17 protein-coding genes are annotated in these 17,096 nt (G+C 72.3%); 7 read left to right on the top strand and 10 right to left on the bottom strand.

Going from position 1 to position 17,096, the window contains the following annotated elements:
- Positions 1-26: 26 nt before the first annotated feature.
- On the bottom strand, positions 27-767 hold the full coding sequence (locus AB0M30_RS22695) for a sigma-70 family RNA polymerase sigma factor (RefSeq protein WP_364586624.1): 741 nt from the start codon (positions 765-767) through the stop codon (positions 27-29).
- A gap of 141 nt (positions 768-908) precedes the next feature.
- On the opposite strand from AB0M30_RS22695, the gene AB0M30_RS22690 reads away from it, so the two are divergent.
- Positions 909-1,256 (top strand): hypothetical protein, encoded by a 348-nt coding sequence (locus AB0M30_RS22690; RefSeq protein ID WP_364586622.1) that lies wholly within the window; start codon positions 909-911, stop codon positions 1,254-1,256.
- Here AB0M30_RS22690 and AB0M30_RS22685 read toward each other — a convergent pair.
- Complete coding sequence (locus tag AB0M30_RS22685) at positions 1,216-1,638, bottom strand: VOC family protein (protein WP_360172046.1); 423 nt, start codon at positions 1,636-1,638, stop codon at positions 1,216-1,218. The genes AB0M30_RS22690 and AB0M30_RS22685 overlap by 41 nt on opposite strands.
- A gap of 46 nt (positions 1,639-1,684) precedes the next feature.
- Here AB0M30_RS22685 and AB0M30_RS22680 point away from each other — a divergent pair, with 46 nt between their 5' ends.
- Positions 1,685-2,374 (top strand): GntR family transcriptional regulator, encoded by a 690-nt coding sequence (locus tag AB0M30_RS22680; protein WP_364586619.1) that lies wholly within the window; start codon positions 1,685-1,687, stop codon positions 2,372-2,374.
- Here the strand turns inward: AB0M30_RS22680 and AB0M30_RS22675 are convergent.
- From AB0M30_RS22675 to AB0M30_RS22665, 3 genes are all read right to left on the bottom strand, one after another.
- Positions 2,346-4,268 (bottom strand): DNA/RNA non-specific endonuclease, encoded by a 1,923-nt coding sequence (locus tag AB0M30_RS22675; protein ID WP_364586617.1) that lies wholly within the window; start codon positions 4,266-4,268, stop codon positions 2,346-2,348. The two genes, AB0M30_RS22680 and AB0M30_RS22675, sit on opposite strands and share 29 nt — an antisense overlap.
- A gap of 130 nt (positions 4,269-4,398) precedes the next feature.
- Positions 4,399-6,018, bottom strand: coding sequence for a CocE/NonD family hydrolase (locus tag AB0M30_RS22670; protein ID WP_364586614.1), 1,620 nt, complete (start codon positions 6,016-6,018; stop codon positions 4,399-4,401).
- Positions 6,015-6,623 carry a TetR/AcrR family transcriptional regulator gene (locus AB0M30_RS22665; protein ID WP_364586611.1) on the bottom strand — a complete coding sequence of 203 codons (609 nt, stop codon included), beginning with the start codon at positions 6,621-6,623 and terminating at the stop codon, positions 6,015-6,017. The genes AB0M30_RS22670 and AB0M30_RS22665 overlap by 4 nt, the downstream gene beginning before the upstream one ends.
- 80 nt (positions 6,624-6,703) lie before the next feature.
- On the opposite strand from AB0M30_RS22665, the gene AB0M30_RS22660 reads away from it, so the two are divergent.
- On the top strand, positions 6,704-7,717 hold the full coding sequence (locus AB0M30_RS22660) for an alcohol dehydrogenase catalytic domain-containing protein (protein ID WP_364586608.1): 1,014 nt from the start codon (positions 6,704-6,706) through the stop codon (positions 7,715-7,717).
- Positions 7,718-7,736: 19 nt separating this feature from the next.
- Here AB0M30_RS22660 and AB0M30_RS22655 read toward each other — a convergent pair whose 3' ends face one another.
- Both AB0M30_RS22655 and AB0M30_RS22650 read right to left on the bottom strand, forming a co-directional pair.
- Positions 7,737-8,657: an alpha/beta hydrolase gene (locus AB0M30_RS22655; protein ID WP_364586605.1), complete on the bottom strand. Its 921-nt coding sequence runs from the start codon at positions 8,655-8,657 to the stop codon at positions 7,737-7,739.
- Positions 8,658-8,770: 113 nt separating this feature from the next.
- Positions 8,771-10,321, bottom strand: a complete 1,551-nt coding sequence (locus tag AB0M30_RS22650) for an adenylate/guanylate cyclase domain-containing protein (protein WP_364586602.1) — start codon at positions 10,319-10,321, stop codon at positions 8,771-8,773.
- Between the two features lie 107 nt (positions 10,322-10,428).
- On the opposite strand from AB0M30_RS22650, the gene AB0M30_RS22645 reads away from it, so the two are divergent.
- From AB0M30_RS22645 to AB0M30_RS22635, 3 genes are all read left to right on the top strand, one after another.
- On the top strand, positions 10,429-11,331 hold the full coding sequence (locus AB0M30_RS22645) for a diiron oxygenase (RefSeq protein ID WP_364586599.1): 903 nt from the start codon (positions 10,429-10,431) through the stop codon (positions 11,329-11,331).
- A gap of 1 nt (position 11,332) precedes the next feature.
- Positions 11,333-12,802, top strand: coding sequence for an FAD-dependent oxidoreductase (locus tag AB0M30_RS22640; protein ID WP_364586596.1), 1,470 nt, complete (start codon positions 11,333-11,335; stop codon positions 12,800-12,802).
- Between the two features lie 135 nt (positions 12,803-12,937).
- Entirely contained in the window at positions 12,938-13,567 is a 630-nt protein-coding gene (locus AB0M30_RS22635; protein WP_360171488.1) for a TetR family transcriptional regulator, read from the top strand.
- On the opposite strand, the gene AB0M30_RS22630 is transcribed toward AB0M30_RS22635, so the two are convergent.
- Genes AB0M30_RS22630 through AB0M30_RS22620 form a run of 3 tightly spaced genes read right to left on the bottom strand, consistent with a single transcriptional unit; the run spans position 13,521 to position 14,914 of the window.
- Entirely contained in the window at positions 13,521-14,408 is an 888-nt protein-coding gene (locus AB0M30_RS22630; protein WP_364586593.1) for a class I SAM-dependent methyltransferase, read from the bottom strand. The two genes, AB0M30_RS22635 and AB0M30_RS22630, sit on opposite strands and share 47 nt — an antisense overlap.
- Position 14,409: 1 nt before the next feature.
- Positions 14,410-14,754 (bottom strand): VOC family protein, encoded by a 345-nt coding sequence (locus AB0M30_RS22625; RefSeq protein ID WP_364586590.1) that lies wholly within the window; start codon positions 14,752-14,754, stop codon positions 14,410-14,412.
- A gap of 1 nt (position 14,755) precedes the next feature.
- Complete coding sequence (locus tag AB0M30_RS22620) at positions 14,756-14,914, bottom strand: CopG family transcriptional regulator (protein ID WP_013225262.1); 159 nt, start codon at positions 14,912-14,914, stop codon at positions 14,756-14,758.
- Between the two features lie 143 nt (positions 14,915-15,057).
- Here AB0M30_RS22620 and AB0M30_RS22615 point away from each other — a divergent pair, with 143 nt between their 5' ends.
- Entirely contained in the window at positions 15,058-16,965 is a 1,908-nt protein-coding gene (locus AB0M30_RS22615) for an RICIN domain-containing protein (RefSeq protein ID WP_364586587.1), read from the top strand.
- Positions 16,966-17,096 lie beyond the last annotated feature (131 nt).

The raw sequence follows: 17,096 nt of genomic DNA, 5'->3' as shown, positions 1-17,096 counted from the left end.
TGCTTTTCGGTGATCGGGCCCACGGCTTAGCCGGTGAGCCGGGCGGCCGAGCCGGGAAGTTCGCGGTTCGCCTCGTCCAGGCCGCGCGCCACCAGCCGGCAGGCCGGGCAGCCGGCGACGTGCTCGGCGACCGTGTTCGCCTTCCGCGGCGGCAGGGCGCCGCGGACCCAGGCGCCCATCCGGCGGCGGGGTTCGCGGCAGCTCGGCTCGTCCGGCTCGGGCACCTGGACCTGCAGGTAGGCCTGCCGCAGCCCTTCGCGCGCCCGCATGGCCAGCGCCGCGACGCTGTTCGGCGACAGGCCGAGCGAGGGTGCTACCTCCGTCGGGGTGCCGCCCTCGGCCTCGGTCCGCCACAGCACCGTGCGCCACCGGCCGGGCAGGGTGCAGTAGGCCGACCACACCAGCCGGGCGTTCGACCGGCGGAGGGCGAGTTCGTCGGCGCCTCCGGCGGGGGCTTCGGGGAGCGTGGCCCGCAGCTCCACCCGGCTGCGCTGCTTGCTCCACCGCGCCACCAGGTTGCGCAGGGTCACCACGAGGTAGGGCCGCAGATCGCCGTGCGGCCCGCCGCCGGCGCGCACGACGGTCAGCACCCGGGCGAACGTCTCGGCCACGAGGTCGTCGCGCTCGGCGGGCTGCCGCGCCCACGCTCCGGCGGTCCGCCACAGCGGCTCGGCGTGCCGGCGGAAGAGCCGCCCGGCGGCCTCGAGATCCCCGGCCCGCAGGGCGGCGAGCAGCACGGAGTCCGGCTCGTCGTCGGCTGGTTCCATGGCGGTCTCCCCGGGTCAGGTACGCTCCGTGCCATCGGGTACCCAAAGTGAAGAGGACATCCATGTCCGTAATCGCCGGTCGGCCCGATCGGGTGGTTAAGCTCGGCCGGCGATTATCGGCACTTCAGGAGGGCAGGCCGGGTGGACGACCGAAGGTGGCAGCGGGATCGGCCGGTCCTCGCCCGTCTCCGTGACGAGTGGACCGCGGCGCTGACCCGCGCCGGGATTTCCGCCGAGACGCTCGCCATCGAGTTCGAACCCTCGGCCGAACCCGGGCCCGGCATCCTCTGGAACTGGTGGGTCGAGTTCTCGCTCGGCGACGTCACCTTCGACGCGATGATCGCGGACGGACTCGACACGATGGCGTTCGAGGACGAGACCGGCTACTTCGACGACGACGTGGCGCCGGGCGACGTGCCGGACTACCTCGCCGGCCGGGTCCGGGGCCTCAAACCGCGAAGACCTGGGCGTCGTCGGCGAAGGCCTTGAACTCCAGGGCGTTGCCGGCCGGGTCGAGCAGGAACATCGTCCACTGCTCGCCGGCCTGCCCCGCGAAGCGCACGTACGGCTCGATCACGAACTCCGTTCCCGCTGCCCGCAGCCGGTCGGCGAGGGCCTGGAACCGCGGCACGGTGAGGATCAGCCCGAAGTGCGGCACGGGCACGTCGTGGCCGTCGACCGGGTTGTGGACGCGCTCCGGCCCGGCCGGGGCCAGGTGCGTGACGAACTGGTGGCCGTGCAGGTTCCAGTCGACCCACGTGTCCGCGCTGCGGCCCTGTTCGAGGCCGAGGACTTCGCCGTAGAACCGCCGGGCCGCGGCCAGGTCGTCCACCGGCATGGCCAGGTGGAACCGGGGGATGGACGGGGTCATCGGGCTCCTTTCGTCGAGACTCATGTCGGAATGTTAACATTAGGACATGAGTGGTTCGCTGGTTCCCGCCCGGCGCCGCGGGCTGGCCGACGAGGTCGCGGACCGGATCCGCGACGCGATCTTCGACGGCGTCTACGCCCCCGGCAGCCAGCTGCGCGAAGTGGAGCTGGCCCAAGTGCTGGGCGTCAGCCGCGGGCCGGTGCGGGAGGCGTTGCTCAGGCTGGAGCGGGAAGGTCTCGTCCGCAGCGAGTGGCACCGCGGTGCCACGGTGACCGCCCTGTCCGGCGAGGACGTCGCCGAGCTGGACAGCCTGCGGGCGGCCCTCGAGCACCTCGCCGTCGAGCTGGTGGTCGAGCGCGCCGCCGACGATGCCCTGACCGCGCTCGAGGCCGTGGTGCGGCGCATGGAACGAGCGCACGACGAGCACGAAATGGTCCGGTGCGACCTCGAATTCCACGACGCGGTCTACGCGGCCACCGGCCACCGGCGGCTGCTCGAGGCCTGGCAGGCGATCCGCTCGCAGGTGCACCTGTTCCTGCTGACCCGGATCGGCGTCGCCACCGACGGCTACCTCGCGGGCATCCCGGCCGAACACCGGGAGCTCGTCGCAGCCCTGAGCGCCCGGGACCGCGAGACGGCGCTCGCGCTGTTCGCCGAGCACCGCCGCCACGCCTTCGAAATCCTCAATGGACGGACGACCCAGGACGTCAGAGCACCAGGTCCGCCGCCGTCTTGATCTCCTGGGCTTCGCTCGTCGACTCCAAGCCGCCAAGAGGATCGGCGGCCTCGAGGTCGCCGAACGACAGACCGGTCAGCTCGGCGATCCGGCGGACCGGCACCTGGTACGTGCGGTAGGCGCCGTAGTCGAACTCGACCGCCGCCTCCAGCCCGTGGATGAGCTCCTCCTGGCTCAGCAGGTACGCCGTCGCCGAGAGGGCGCCGCCGGACTTGACCATCGCGACGACCTTCCAGAACTGGCGCGGCAGCTGCACCCCGCGGTACTGGTCGTCGTCCGCGGCCAGCACCGGGCCGGTCACCACGTTGACCTTGAGGTCGAAGTTGTCCGCGTTGGTCAGTACGTAGTCCTCGAGCCCGGCCCAGGTCGTTTTGTTCTGGTTGAAGTCCTTGTGCTGCGGCGAGCAGTTCGTGAAGTGGAACGTGTCGTCGTTGCCCAGCTGCGCGATCGCCTCCGTCGTGCCCCACGCCGGGTCGAGGCGGCGGACCAGGTGCCCGCGGTCCAGGGGGTTGTCCCGGTAGATCTCCTCGCCGATCTGCTCGGTCACGGCCACGCGCGGGTCGAGCGACCAGTGGTCGGCTTCGCGCCGCAGCGACCGGCTGGTGCGCCCGTCGATGTTGACCGCGGTGAACATCGCCAGCCGCCGCTCGCGGTGCATGACGACGCTGAAGTGGTGGTACGGCAGGACGTACTTCGGCTCGCCGGTGGCCTGCCGGTTGAGCGCGGCCAGCGGGAGGAGCGCGTCGGACAGGCCGGGCAGCGGCACGGCGTGCCCGGGCAGGAAGGCCGGGTCGTAGCCTTCGCGGTTCGAATAGTCGGGATCGATCCGCACCGTGGCCGCTTCGGCGCGCAGCCGGATGTCGAACGGCATCGAGAGCGACAGGACCGGTGCGGCGCCGTCGGCGGCCGGCCGCGCGCGCTCGGGGCGGGTGGCCAGCCGGTCGAGCAGCGCCTGCTGCGCCGGCGCGAACCGCTGGTCCCGCAGGAACTTCAGCAGCTTGCTGACCCGGATGCCTTCGTTGAGGAAACCGCCGTACTCGGCGTGGCCCGCCGCCGGGACGCTCGCGTGGTGCAGCGCCACGATTTCCCACTGGTCGTTGAACACCGGCGAGCCGGACGACCCGGGTTCGGTGTCGGTTTCGTAGTGCAGGAATTCTTCGAGCACGTCGACGACCCGGTTTTCCCGCAGCGCGACCTGTTTCTTGCCGCCACCGGGGTGCTGCACGATGGTGACGAAGTCGCCGACGATCGCCTTGCCCTCGCTGGCGATCAGCCGGTTGAAGCCGAAGGGGCGCAGCTCGTCCGCGGTCGCCTTCACCGCGACCAGCGCGAAATCCAGCTCCCGGTCGGCGGCGAAGAACCGGTCCGGGTCGAGGGTGAAGGCCCGCACCGGCCGGGGCAGGCCGTCGATGCCGTCCTGGTAGTCGAACTCGATGACGCTGAACCCGGCGGCCTCGGCGTCCGGCAGCACGTGGTGGTTGGTCAGCAGCAGCTCCGGCGACACCAGCGATCCCGTGCCGTAGCCGACGAGCCGGCCCTGGGCGTTGCGGATGTTCACCCGGCCGACGGCGGCCGACGCCGCGACGCCGCCTTCGAGGTAGCCCACGCCGAGCAGGTCGTTCGTGAGGACGATGCGTTCGAGGATCGCGCCGGCGGCGGTCATCGCCGCCGGGTCCCCGGCCGCGATCGCCGCCGGGCTCACCGGCCGGATGTCGGGGTAGTAGCGGCCGAGCCGGTCGATCCGGGTGGCCACGCGGCTCGGCTCGTCGGCCTCGGCGATGCCGCCGGGCTTGCGCAGCAACGCGATCTTGGCCTGCCGCGGCCCGGTACGCTCGGCGGCCCGCGCCGCCGCGGCCTGTTCCTGTTCGGACTGCGGGTCCGTTTTGACGTCCACGATGCCTCCCGGCGGGCGGGGTCGGAAACACCGCGTTAGTCGCGCTTCCGGAGGGCGCGTTACACGATTTCCGGCGCGTCGCCGGGAATTCTTTTTCACTCCACTTCGCGGTATTTTCCCGCGATCGAAGCTATTCCCGAAAATCCCGCACCGGAAGCACGATCGCCGACGCGTGCGCGGGGTCGTGGTGGACCTCCTGGTCCGCGGCGCGCAGCGTCACCGCGGTGGCGTGCGGCTCGCCGGTGCCGGGATTGCGGGCGTAGCGCGGGAAAGCACCGCTGGAGACCTGGACCCGGATGCGGTGCCCGCGCCGGAACCGGTGCGCCGTCGGCCACAACCGGACCGTGACGGCGGCCGGTTCGGCCGCGTCGCGAAGGCTGGTGAGGCCGTCGCAGACGTTGACCGAGCGCCCGTCCGGATCGACGTCGCAGAGCCGGACGAAGACGTCGGCGAACCGCAGGCTCGAGCGGAACCAGATCTCCGCGCTGACGTCCCCGATCACTTCGACGTCTTCGCCGAGCACGTCCGTGGTGTAGGTGAGGACGTCGGCGCGGGCTTCGAGCGCCGCGTTGTCCACCCGGCCCGCGTCGGGGGCCATGCGCACGCCACCGGCCGCGGGCGTCGGGTCCGCCGGGTCGTAGCGGTAGCGGTCCGGTGCCGACTCGCCGGGCACGTCCGTGGCCAGCGTGCCCCCGGCCTGCAGGTGGAACCGTTGCGGCGCATAGCCTTCCGGCGGCCACGAAGCGAAGTCGCGCCAGGCTTCCTCGCCCATGACGAACAGCCGGACCGGCGCCCGCGGCGGCGGTTCCTCGCCGCGGGCGTGCGCGAGCCCGAACTCGAGGGTTTCCCGGATGGAGACGCCCGCGCCGGTGAGCAGGTCGCCGGCGTGGGTCCACGGCCCGACCGTGAGCCGCGGCCGCCGTCCGGCGTCCTGCAGGGTCCGGAAGTCGCGGAGCTGGCCGGGCAGGAAGATGTCGTACCAGCCGCCGACCGAGCTGACCGGCACGGTGACGTCGGCGACGCGGTCCCGGTGGTCGAGCGCCGCCCACCGGGGGCTCGTCTCGGGGTGGGCGAGGACGTCCTGGATGTAGTCCGAGCGGTAGCCGATGGCGACGACGTCGGCCTGGGCGAGCGGCAGCGTGTTCAGCGCCTGCTGCACTTTCTTCGCCTGCCGGCGTTGCCGGAGCAGGGCGAAGCGGCGCTCCTGGGTCGCGACCTGGACACCCCAGCCGAACGGCGTCTCCAGCGAAAGGCCGTCCTCTCGCAGGAATTCCAGCGTCAGGCCGGACTCGGTGACGTGCGGGACCATCGCCTTGACCTGCGGCGGCAGGCGATCGGCCACGGCCCACTGCACGTACCCCAGGTAGCTGGGGCCGGTGAGCACGATCGCGTCGCCGAACCAAGGCTGCTTCACGACCCAGTTCAGCGTTGCGAGGCCGTCCTCGCGCTCCTGTCGCAGCGGATCGAAGGGACCGCCGGAACCGAAGCCGCCGCGGGTGCTCTGGATCAGCACCTGGAAGCCGCGCTCGGCCAGCGGGCGGGCCAGGATCGCCCCGAACACGCCCCGGCGGCCGTAGGGGCTGCGCAGCACCGCGGTCGGCAGGCCGGCACCCCCGGTGCGCGGCGCCCAGTGGTCCGCCAGCAACTCGGCGCCGTCGGCCATCGGGACGCGCAGGTCCCGCTGGACGGTGAGGCGCCGGGTGGCCGGCGCGGGCAGCTTCAGCAGGCGTTCGACAAGACGGCTGATCATCGGCCGGCCTCCTTCGTGATCATCGCGGTGACGACCGTGCGCATCCGCGCCAGCCGGCCGGCGAACTCTTCCGGGTCGAGCGGGTCCGGCCCGTCGACGACCCACGTGTTGACGAACGCCCCCGCGCCTCCGGTCAGGAAGGTGGCCAGGTCGTCGATCCCCGCGGCGTCGAGGTGACCGCCGAGTGCGTGGCCGAGGTGCTCCCGGTTGAGCGGGAGGAACAGGCCGGTCAGCGCCTTGTTGAGGGCGTACGCGGACGCCCCGGTCAGCAGGGCGCGGTAGAAGCGCCGGTGGGCGGCGAAGTGCCGGCCCAGTGCCAGGAACGATCCGTGCTCGTCGGTGGCGGACGCCAGGCCGTCGAGGTCGCCGAGCAGTTCGCGCCGCACGAGGTCGAGCGCGGCCTCCAGCAGTAGCGTGTCGCGGTCGCCGAACTGCTGGTACAGCACCTGGCGGCTGACGTCCGCGGCCTCGGCGATCTCGGACACCGGGACGGCCGTGGAGTCGCGTTCGGATACGAGCTCGACCGCGGCGCGCATCAGCGCCGCGCGCGACCGGCGCACCCGCCGGTCCTTCACGGGGGCTTCGGTCGTCCAGTCACCGGGCACAGCGTCGATAATGGACAGGTGTCAAGAAAATAGCAAGTGTTCGGTAATTCGGCGCCCGTCAGGGATGCGAGGATGCGGCCATGTCTTCGACCATGCGGGCCTTCGTGCTCACCGGGCCGGGCGAGTGCTCGGTGCAGGAGGTCCCGGCGCCGCGGGCCGTCGCGGGCGAGGTCGTCGTCGACGTCGACCGGGCGGGCGTCTGCGGCACCGACGTCGAGTTCTTCACCGGCGAGATGACCTACCTGCACCAAGGACACTCGGCGTACCCGATGCGGCTCGGCCACGAGTGGGCGGGCACGGTCACCGAGGTGGGGGCGGGCGTGGACCCGGCCTGGCTCGGCCGCCGCGTCATGGGCGACACGATGCTCGGCGACCGGACGTGCCGCCGCTGCCGCCGGGGGCACCAGCACACCTGCGAGCGGCGCCAGGAGGTCGGCATCCGCGGCGGCCGGGCCGGCGCGCTGGCCGAACGGCTCGCCGTGCCCGCCTGGTCGCTGCACGCCCTGCCCGCCACGGTGGACGCCGTGCTCGGTGCGCTCGTCGAACCGGGCGGCAACGCCCTGCGCGCGGCCCGCGCGGCCGGCGCCGGTACGGGCGACCGGGCGCTGGTGCTGGGACCGGGCACGATCGGGCTGCTCACGGCGATGTTCCTGCGCGCGGCGGGCGCCGAAGTGCACGTGCTGGGCGTCGGGTCCCCCGACTTCCCCCGCAGCCTCGGCTTCGCGGACACGTGGACCCGGGAAACGCTGCCGGACCTGCCCTTCGACGCGGTCGTCGACGCGACCGGCGCCGCCGGCGCACCCGCGCTGGCGGTGGAGCTGGTGGAGCCCGCGGGCCGGGTCGTCTACATCGGACTGTCCGGGCGGCCCAGCCACCTCGACACCCGCGAGCTGGTGCTGAAGGACGTCACGGCGGTCGGCGTCCTGTCCGCGTCGCCGGGCCTGGCCGAGACGATCGCCGCGTACGCGAGCGGCGCCGTCGACCCGCGGCCGCTCGTCGCGGCGACCGTGGGCCTGGGTGAGGTCGGGGCCGTGCTGGCGGGGGAGCGGATCGGCGGCGCGGGACCGAAGGTCCACATCGACCCGCGCCGCTGACCCTCAGAGCTGCTTGAAGTCAGAGCTGTTCGAAAAACGCCAGCAGCGCGGTGTTCACCTCGTCCGGGCGTTCCATCTGCACCCAGTGCCCGGCGCCCGGGACGTCGACGACGCCGCGCAGATCGGGCGCGGCCTCGGCGATGCGGCTGGTGTCGGTGAACGCGCGGGTGAGGTCGCCGTCGCCGCACAGGTAGAAGGCCGGCGGCGTGATCGGGGTGTCCCGCCACGCGGCCAGGAGGTCCCAGTTGCGGTCGATGTTGCGGTACCAATTGAGCCCGCCGGTGAACCCGGAGCGGCCGAAGGACTCGACGGCGGTGTCGACGTCCTCGTCGCTCAGCCAGGCGGGCAGCGCGGCCGGTTCGGTGAAGCGATCGAGGAAGCCCTCGCCGTCCCGGACGATCGGTGCTTCCGCGCTCCCGCCGAGCAGTTTGCGGAACGTCGTGCGCAGGTCCGCGCCCAATTCGGCCTCGGCAACGCCGGGCCGCTGGAAGTAGATCTGGTAGAAGCCGTCGCCGAACCGCTCGCGCAGCAGGCTCAGCGGCGGCGCGGGAGCCCGGAGGGTGGGCGGCACGCTGAGGCCGGCGACGCCACGGACGACGTCCGGGCGCAGCAGCGCGGTGTGCCACGCGACGGGCGCGCCCCAGTCGTGGCCCACCACGATGGCCTCCCGCTCGCCGAGGGCGTGGATCAGCCCGACGACGTCTCCGGCGAGGTGCAGGAGCGTGTACCGGTCCGCGTCCGCCGGGCAGTCGGTGCCGCCGTAGCCACGCTGGTCCGGCGCCACGACGTGGTAGCCGGCGTCGGCCAGCGGCGCCATCTGGTGGCGCCACGAGTGCGACGTCTCCGGCCAGCCGTGCAGCAGCAGCACCAGCGGGCCGGCGCCCTGTTCGGCGATCCGCATGCGGAGGCCGCCGACCTCGATGGTCCGGTGCGTGAGCATTCGTCTTCCCCTGTTCGCCGTCGTCCACTCAGGACGGTACGGCAGGGCGCGCCGGGCGGCCGCCCGGCGGCGCCGTTTCCGCAGATCGCGGAACCGTTGGTGTGACGGGGTTCTCAGGCGGGCGGCCGGGGTTCGGCGAGCGTCGTGGGCCGGGTGCGGCCGCGCAGGGTGACCTCCCCGGTCGCCGTCCACCGGGCGGCCTCGTCCGCGGCCGCGGACTCGACGGCCGTCCACGAGGCGAGCAGGCGGCCGGCCGCGTTCTTGGCCAGTTCGGTCAGCCGGGCGGCTTCGTTGACCGGGTCGCCGATCACCGTGTACTCGAAGCGGCGCGGGTCGCCGACGTTGCCCGCGACCGCGTCGCCGGTCGCCACGCCGATGCCGGCCGGGCCGTCCGGCACCTCGGCGGCCAGCCGGGCCGCGATGGCGCGGCCGGCGGCCAGCGCGCAGGTGGCGTGGTCGCCGAGCGGCGCGGGTGCCCCGAACACGGCCAGCGCGGCGTCGCCGACGAACTTGTTGACCAGGCCGTGGTGCCGGTCGACCTCGTCGACCACCACCGCGAAGAACCGGTTGAGCAGGCCGACGACCTCCTCCGGCGGGCGGCTCGCGGCCAGCGTCGTCGACCCGACGAGGTCGACGAACAGCACCGAGACCGTGCGGACCGTGCCGCCCAGCCCGGTCGACGTGCGCATGGCCTCGACCGCGACCTCGTGGCCGACGTGCTTGCCGAACAGGTCGCGCAGCCGTTCGCGTTCGGCCAGCCCGGCCGTCATGTCGTTGAACCCGGCCTGCAGCAGGCCCAGCTCGGTGCCGTCGTAGACCGGGATTTCGACGCTGAAGTCCCCGGCGCGGACGCGCCCGAGCGCGTCGCGGACCGAGGAGATCGGGTTGACCACCGAGCGGGCGGTGAACACGGTGACCAGCAGCCCGAAGCACAGCACGACCAGCCCGAGCGCGATCACCGACACGGCGAGCTTCGTGGTGGAGACGTCGCCGCGCACCCAGGCCAGCACCGCGGTGACGACCAGCCCGGCCACCGGCACCCCGGTGCCCAGGCACCAGAACAGCAGCATCCGCCGGTTGACGCCGCCGCTGACCGGCCGCGGCGGCGCGGTGCCCGCCAGCGCGAGCGCCACGTACGGCCGCAACGCGAATTCGCCGAAGAGGTAGGCGATCGCGCAGACGACGACCGCGGCGAACGCGACCACGAGGAACTCGGTGAGCACGACCTCCGGCTGCACGAGCGCGGCGAGCCCGCCGAAGAGCAGCGTCGCGATGCCCCACAGCACGGCCTGCACGAAGGTCAGCCGCAACGGGACACGCAGGCTCGCGGCGCGCTCGGCTTCGGTCGGACGTCGTCCGTCGGCCGCCCAGCGCAGGGTCCGGAGGGCGCCGCGGGTGCCCCAGAGCGTGCCGGCGACGACCGCCGAGACGACGTACACGGGTACTGCGACCGCCGTGACCCGGACCAGCTCGCCGGACATTCCGGGCGTCGGCATGAGCAGCGCCGCGAGCCCGACGACGACCAGCGCGCCGATCACGTTGGTGGCGATCAAAGCGGCCGTGAGCAGGCCTTGGACGCGCCGGCGCAGCGCCGTGGCGTGCTGGTCCAGTGGTCCGAGCAGGCCGGAGCCGAACGGCTCCGCCGGGGCGCGTCCTGGGTTCACCAGCTGAGTGTACGGTCGTTCACTGAAGTGACCGGAGACGGGTGCCACGAGTATGTGTTACGGTTGGTAACAGTGAACTTCGGTAACACCTGACGAGGAGGTCGGTCGTGACGAGCATCAGCGAATCGGGCGTGTCGGATCGGGAGACCGTCGCGCGGCGGCTGCTCGACTCGTCGGAGCAGCTGTCCTACGACCCCGTCAAGGAGGTCGACTGGGAGACGCCGCTGGACACCGGCTACCACGGCGCGAGTCCGGAGTGGAGCACGCTCTACGGCACCTCCTATTGGGCCGACCTGACTCCGGAGCAGCAGCGCGAGCTGACCCGCCAGGAGGCGGCGTCGGTGGCCAGCACCGGGATCTGGTTCGAAATGATCCTCCAGCAGATGATGCTGCGCGACTTCTACGCCAAGGACCCGACCGACCCGGCGTTCCAGTGGGCGCTGACCGAGATCGCCGACGAGTGCCGGCACTCGATCATGTTCGCCCGCGGGGCGGCGAAACTGGGGGCGCCCGCCTACCGGCCGCGCCGGTTCGTCGTCGAACTGGGCCGGGCCTTCAAGGCCACCGCGAGCGGGGAGGCCGCCTACGCGGCGATCCTCGTGGCCGAAGAGGTCCTCGACGTCATGCAGCGCGACTGGATGCGCGACGAGCGGGTGGTGCCGTTCGTGCGCACCATCAACAACATCCACGTCGTCGAGGAGTCGCGGCACATGAAGTTCGCCCGCGAGGAGACCCGCGAGCGGCTGAAGGGTGCCGGGTGGCTGCGGCGGCAGGTCAATGCCCTGGTCGTCGCGATCGCGTCCTACTTCATCGTGACGAGCATGGTGAACGGCAAGGTCTACGAGAACGCCGGGCTGGACGGCAAGCGCGCGCGGCGCGAGGCGAAGGCCAACGAGCACCACAAGTCGATGCTGCGTTCCAGCTGTTCCGGGCTGATGGAGTTCCTGCACTCGGCCGGGCTGCTGACCAAGCCCTCGCTGTGGTTCTACAAGCGGGCGAACCTGATCTGACATGGCGTTCGCGATCACCCAGACCTGCTGCACCGACGCGACCTGCGTGTCGGTCTGCCCGGTCAACTGCATCCACCCGACGCCGGACGAGCCGGACTTCGGGACGACCGACCTGCTCTACATCGACCCGGACACCTGCATCGACTGCGGCGCCTGCGCCGACGCCTGCCCGGTCGACGCGATCTTCCCGGCCGGCGACCTGACCGGGCCGCTGCGGGCGTACGAGGAGATCAACGCGGAGTATTACGCGGGCCGGGACGTCCTGGCGGACGTTTCGGTGGCGCCGAACTTCCACCGGTGGTCCCCGCCGTCGTTCGGGCGGGTGCTGCCGAGCGACTTCGCGCCCTTGGACGTCGCCGTCGTCGGCACCGGCCCGGCGGGGATGTACGCGGTGGAAGACCTGCTGCTGCACACGAACGCCCGCGTGACGCTCATCGACCGCCTGCCGGTGGCCGGTGGGCTGATCCGCTACGGCGTCGCGCCCGACCACCCGTCGACGAAGAAGATCGGCGAGACGTTCGCGCGGTTCCACGACCACCCGCGGCTGCGCCTGCGCCTCGGCGAGCCGGCCGGCCCCGGACTGGCCGATCGCCACGACGCGGTGATCTACGCGGTCGGCGCGACCGAGGCCCGGCGCCTCGGCGTCCCGGGTGAAGACCTGCCCGGCAGCTTGCCGGCCGCGGCGGTCGTGGGCTGGTACAACGGCCACCCGGACGTCGAGCCGGACGCCATCGATCTTTCGGCGGAGCGCGTGGTCGTCGTGGGCACCGGCAACGTCGCCCTGGACATCGCCCGCATCCTCACCGCCGAACCGGACGCCCTCGCCGCGACGTCGATCGCGCCGGAAGCGCTGGCCCGCCTGCGCTCGGCCAAGGTCCGCGAGGTGGTGGTGCTGGCCCGCCGCGGCCCGGAGGCGGCGGCCTACACGCGCCCGGAGCTGCTGGCCCTCGCGGCTCGCGGCGGGTTGGTGGTGGACGCGCACGACCCCCGCGTCGCGGCGGCGATCGAAGGTGCCTCGGCGGGCGGGAAGGCGGCGTGGCTGCGGGGCGTGCCACGCGAGAAAGTCGACTGGTCGACACCGCCCCCGGAGGGTCGCCGCATCGTGCTGCGCTTCCACTCGGCACCGGTGGCGTTCGGGGGCGACAGCGAGGTCCGCGCGGTGGTGACGTCGGGGCCGGAGGGTGAGGTCGAGATCCCGGCGGGCCGTGTGGTCCGGGCGGCGGGCTTCCGCGGAGTTCCGGTGCCGGGCCTGCCGTTCGACGAGCAGGCGGGCATCGTCCCGAACGAGGCGGGCCGGGTCACCGGGCGGCCGGGGGTGTACGTGGCGGGGTGGATCAAGCGTGGACCGTCGGGCGGGATCGGCGCGAACAAGGCCTGCGCACGCGAGACGGTGGGGACATTGCTGGAGGACGCGGTAGCCGGGCGGCTGCCGGTGCGGCGCCGGGGAATGAGGTTGTTCGGCCGCGCCTGAGCCGGCCGCGGGTGCGGCGCGGGGAGAGCGGAGCGAGGCGGCGGGGCCGGGCGGCCTCGCGGTTCGGGCTGCCCGGGACCCGGGAGCCGGGCTAGACTGAACCCGAATCAAAGTCTGATTCAGGTTGGAGGCCGTATGACCGGCCCGGAGCCCATCGAAGCGGGTGTCCGCCTGCGGCGGGTGCCCCGCCAAGCCCGTTCGCGGCAGAAGCTGGCCCAGGTCCTCGCGGCCGCCGACCGGCTGCTGGCCGCGGATGGCGTCGAGGCGCTGACGACCACCCGCGTTGCCGCCGAGGCCGGTGTCTCGGTGGGCGCGCTGTACCAGTACCTGCCGGACCGCGACGCCATCACCGAAGCACTGGGCGAGGTCTACCTCGCCCGCCTCGAAGACCTCATGACGTCGTTCGCCGAGCGAGCGGCCGAGGAGACCTGGGCGGATCCCGTCGGCCTGCTCGTCGACGCCTTCGCCGGGCTCTACCGCGCCGAGCCCGGGTTCCGCGCGCTGTGGTTCGGCCGCGGCCTCACCGACGGAACCCGGGAAGCCGACCTCGCGCACAAGCGCGTGATGGCCACCGGCGTGCACCGCATCCTCGTCGCGCAGCACCTCCTGCGTGACGACTACGAAGCAGCGGTGGCGTGCCGCACGGCGTTCATCGCCGCCGACGCCGTGATCCAGGAGGCCTTCCGCCGCGACGGTTCCCCCGAGCTCCTGGAACCGGTCAAGACGATGCTCCGGGCGTACCTCGGGCAGCAGCCCCGCCCGTAGTTCCCGTGGTGGCGACCAGGAATTCCTCGCCCCGCACGACCCGGAGCCCGTCGGTGCGGCCCGCGAAGTACCGCGCGTCCAGCTCGGCCCCCGAAACGTGGACGACGTCGCGGAACCCGGCTTCGCGGGCCATCGCCAGCATTTCGGCGGGGGAGAACGAGCTGAGGAACGGCGTCCCCGCCGCCGCGGCCCGGCTCGCGGTGGCTTGGTGGCGGGCGCGTTCGCCCTCGTCGAGCAGGCCGGCCGGCAGCATGAACGTCATCGCGAGCGTGGATCCCGGGGCGAATCCGGCGATCCGGCGCAGCGTGGCCGCGTTCGCCTCCTTGGTGAGGTACATGCTGACGCCGGTCGACGCCACCACCGCCGGTTCGTCCGGCGCGAAGCCCGCGGCCGCGAGCCGCTCCCACCACGACGCCGTCTCGAAGTCGACCGGCACGAAGTGCAGCCAGTCCGGCGCGCCCAGGCCGAGTTCGGCCAGCCGGGCGCGTTTCCACGCCTGCGGGCCCGGCTGGTCCACTTCGAACACCCGCAGCCGGGCCGCGATTTCCGGGCGCCGCTGGGCGAAGGTGTCGAGCCCGGCCCCGAGGATCACGTACTGGCCCACACCCCGGCCGGCCTGCTCGGCGACCAGGTCTTCGACGAACCGTGCCCGGGCCACCATGCCGGCCCGGTAGCGGCCGGCGGTCGCCGGGTCCATGTCGTCGCGGTGCCGCCAGCGCTCGCCCGGGTCCGCCAGCCGCAGGCCGAGTTCGTCGGCGAAGACGTGCGGCGGCGGATCGACGGCGACGTGCAGGGCCCGCCACAGCGCCGTGCGCACCGCCGTGCTGTCCGGCGCGGCCACGTCAGGCCGCGCCCGGCGCCGACAACGTCCACGTCCGCCCGTCGGGGTCGCGGACGGTCATTTCCCTTGTCCCGTAATGGGTTTCCTCGAAGGGGGTGACCACCTCGACGATGTCGCCGGCTTCGAACTTGTCCGCGTCCGGGACCTTGAACACGATCTGCGTCCGCGGTTCCCGGTTCTCGGGCACCTCGGCGATGAACAGCCGGGGGCCGTCGCCGTTGCGCAGCTGCCCGGAGTTGTGGTCGGTCGCGAAGTCGATCTCGTAGCCCAGCGCCTGGAAGAACTTGGCCGCCTTGCCCCAGTTGTGCGTCTCCAGGTACATCGCCTCGATGCCCTCGGTCGTCATGTCAGTGCTCCTCTTCGGGATCGGTCGCGAGGTAGGCGCGCAGTGCTTCGGCGACGAGCGCCGAGAGCGACTGCTCCGTCTCGATGGCTCGGTGCTTGACCTGCCGGATCAGGCCGATCGGCAGGTACACGTTGAACTGCTTGACGTCGTCATCGCCCACTCGCCAAGGCTAGCATGCTAGCAAGCTAACTCCGCAAGTCCCGTCGACCGCCCCTTGACGTGGCGTCGCGAGACGTCAACAATTCAGACGCAGCGCGAAATGTTAGCGCTAACAGTTTTCGACGACGAAGTCGGAGTCCTGTCATGAAGCTGCGCCTCGGATTGTCCGCGCTCGTGCTGATCGCCGGAATCACCCCCGGATTCGGGGTCGCCTCGGCGAGCACGACCACCGCGGAGGTGGCCGTCCCGCCGCCGGCGATGGGCTGGGCGTCGTGGAACACCTTCGCCGCCAAGATCGACTACACCACCATCAAGGCGCAGGCCGACGCGCTCGTCTCGGCCGGGCTGAAGGACGCCGGCTACAGCTACGTCAACATCGACGAAGGCTGGTGGCAGGGCACCCGCGACAGCGCGGGGAACATCACGGTGGACACCGCCGAGTGGCCCGGCGGGATGAAGGCGATCGCGGACTACCTGCACGGCAAGGGACTCAAGGCCGGGATCTACACCGACGCCGGCCGCGACGGCTGCGGCTACTACTTCCCGACCGGCCGCCCCGCGGCGCCCGGGAGCGGCAGCGAGGGCCACTACCTGCAGGACATGCTGCAGTTCCAGCGCTGGGGCTTCGACTTCGTCAAGGTCGACTGGTGCGGCGGCGACGCCGAGGGTCTCGACCCGAAGAGCACCTACCAGGCGATCAGCGACGCCAACAAGGCCGCCACCGCGCAGACCGGGCGCTCCCTCACGCTCTCGATCTGCGACTGGGGCAAGAAGAACCCGTGGAACTGGGGTGCCGGGACGGCCCCGATGTGGCGCACCAGCACGGACATCATCTACTACGGCCAGACGGCGGACCTCGGCCAGGTGCTGACCAACTTCGACCAGGCGCAGCACCCCGTTTCGCAGCACACCGGGTACGTCAACGACCCCGACATGCTGACCGTGGGCATGCCCGGCCTCACCGACGCGCAGGCCCGCACGGAGATGAGCCTGTGGTCGGTTTCGGGCGCGCCGCTGCTGGCGGGCAACAACCTCGCGACGATGAGCGCGGCCACGAAGGCGATCCTGGCGAACCGGGAGGTCATCGCCGTCGACCAGGACCCGCGCGGCCTGCAGGGCGTCAAGGTCGCCGAGGACGCCGCCGGGCTCCAGGTCTACTCGAAGGTCCTCAGTGGATCCGGCAAGCGCGCGGTGGTCCTGCTGAACCGGACGTCTTCGGCGGCGACGACGAACGTCCGCTGGGCCGACCTCGGCCTGACGCCGGCCACGGCGCACGTCCGGAACGTCTGGGGCGCCACCGACGCGGGTGATTTCGCCACCGGCTACGGCGTGAACGTCCCGGCCGACGACTCGGTGCTGCTGACCGTCCAAGGCACCGACGCGGCGTCGGCGAGCTACCCGGCGAGCGGCTCCCGGTTCACCGGCGTCACCGCCGCCGCGACCGGGCTCGCCGTCGCGACCTTCACCTACCGCGCGACCGCCGCGCAGACCGCGACCCTCGCCGTGAACGGCCAGCAGCCGACGGTCCTCGCCTTCCCGGCCACCGGTGGAGCGCCGAAAACCGTCTCCGCCGTCGTGTCCCTGGGCAAGGGCAACACCAACACCCTGACGCTCTCGGGGACACCGCCGCAACTCTCGGACGTCGCCATCCTGCCGCTGCCCGGCAGCACAGGCGTCCAGCTCGCCGGTGGCCAATCCGGACGGTGCGTGGACGTCGACGGCAACGGCATCACCAACGGGATCCAGGCCCAGCTGTGGGACTGCGCCGCCGGTCCGAACCAGACCTGGGCACCGGTGCGCGGGCAGCTCGTCGTCAACGGCACCAAGTGCCTCGACGCCTACGACAGCGGGACCACCAACGGCACCGGCGTGGTCGTCTGGGACTGCAACGGCCAGCGCAACCAGCAGTGGACGTTCAACGCGAACGGGACCATCACGAACGCGGTGTCCGGACTGTGCCTGGACGCGAGCGGCGCCGCCACCGCGAACGCCACGAAGATCATCCTCTGGACCTGCGGTGGCGGCGCCAACCAGCAGTGGACCCGCCGCTAGTGTCGCGCGTCGCAGGTTGTTTGACGTCCGGGAAGAGCGCCCCAATGTGGCCTTCGGTGCGTTGAACGCACCGAAGGCCGCCTTGGGTGCGTTCAACGCAACCAAGGCCACAGTGGGGCGCTCGGGGACCG

The sequence above is a fragment of the Amycolatopsis sp. NPDC051716 genome, from assembly GCF_040681595.1.
In the GTDB taxonomy this organism is placed as follows: domain Bacteria; phylum Actinomycetota; class Actinomycetes; order Mycobacteriales; family Pseudonocardiaceae; genus Amycolatopsis.
This window is presented reverse-complemented; position numbering and strand designations above follow the sequence as displayed.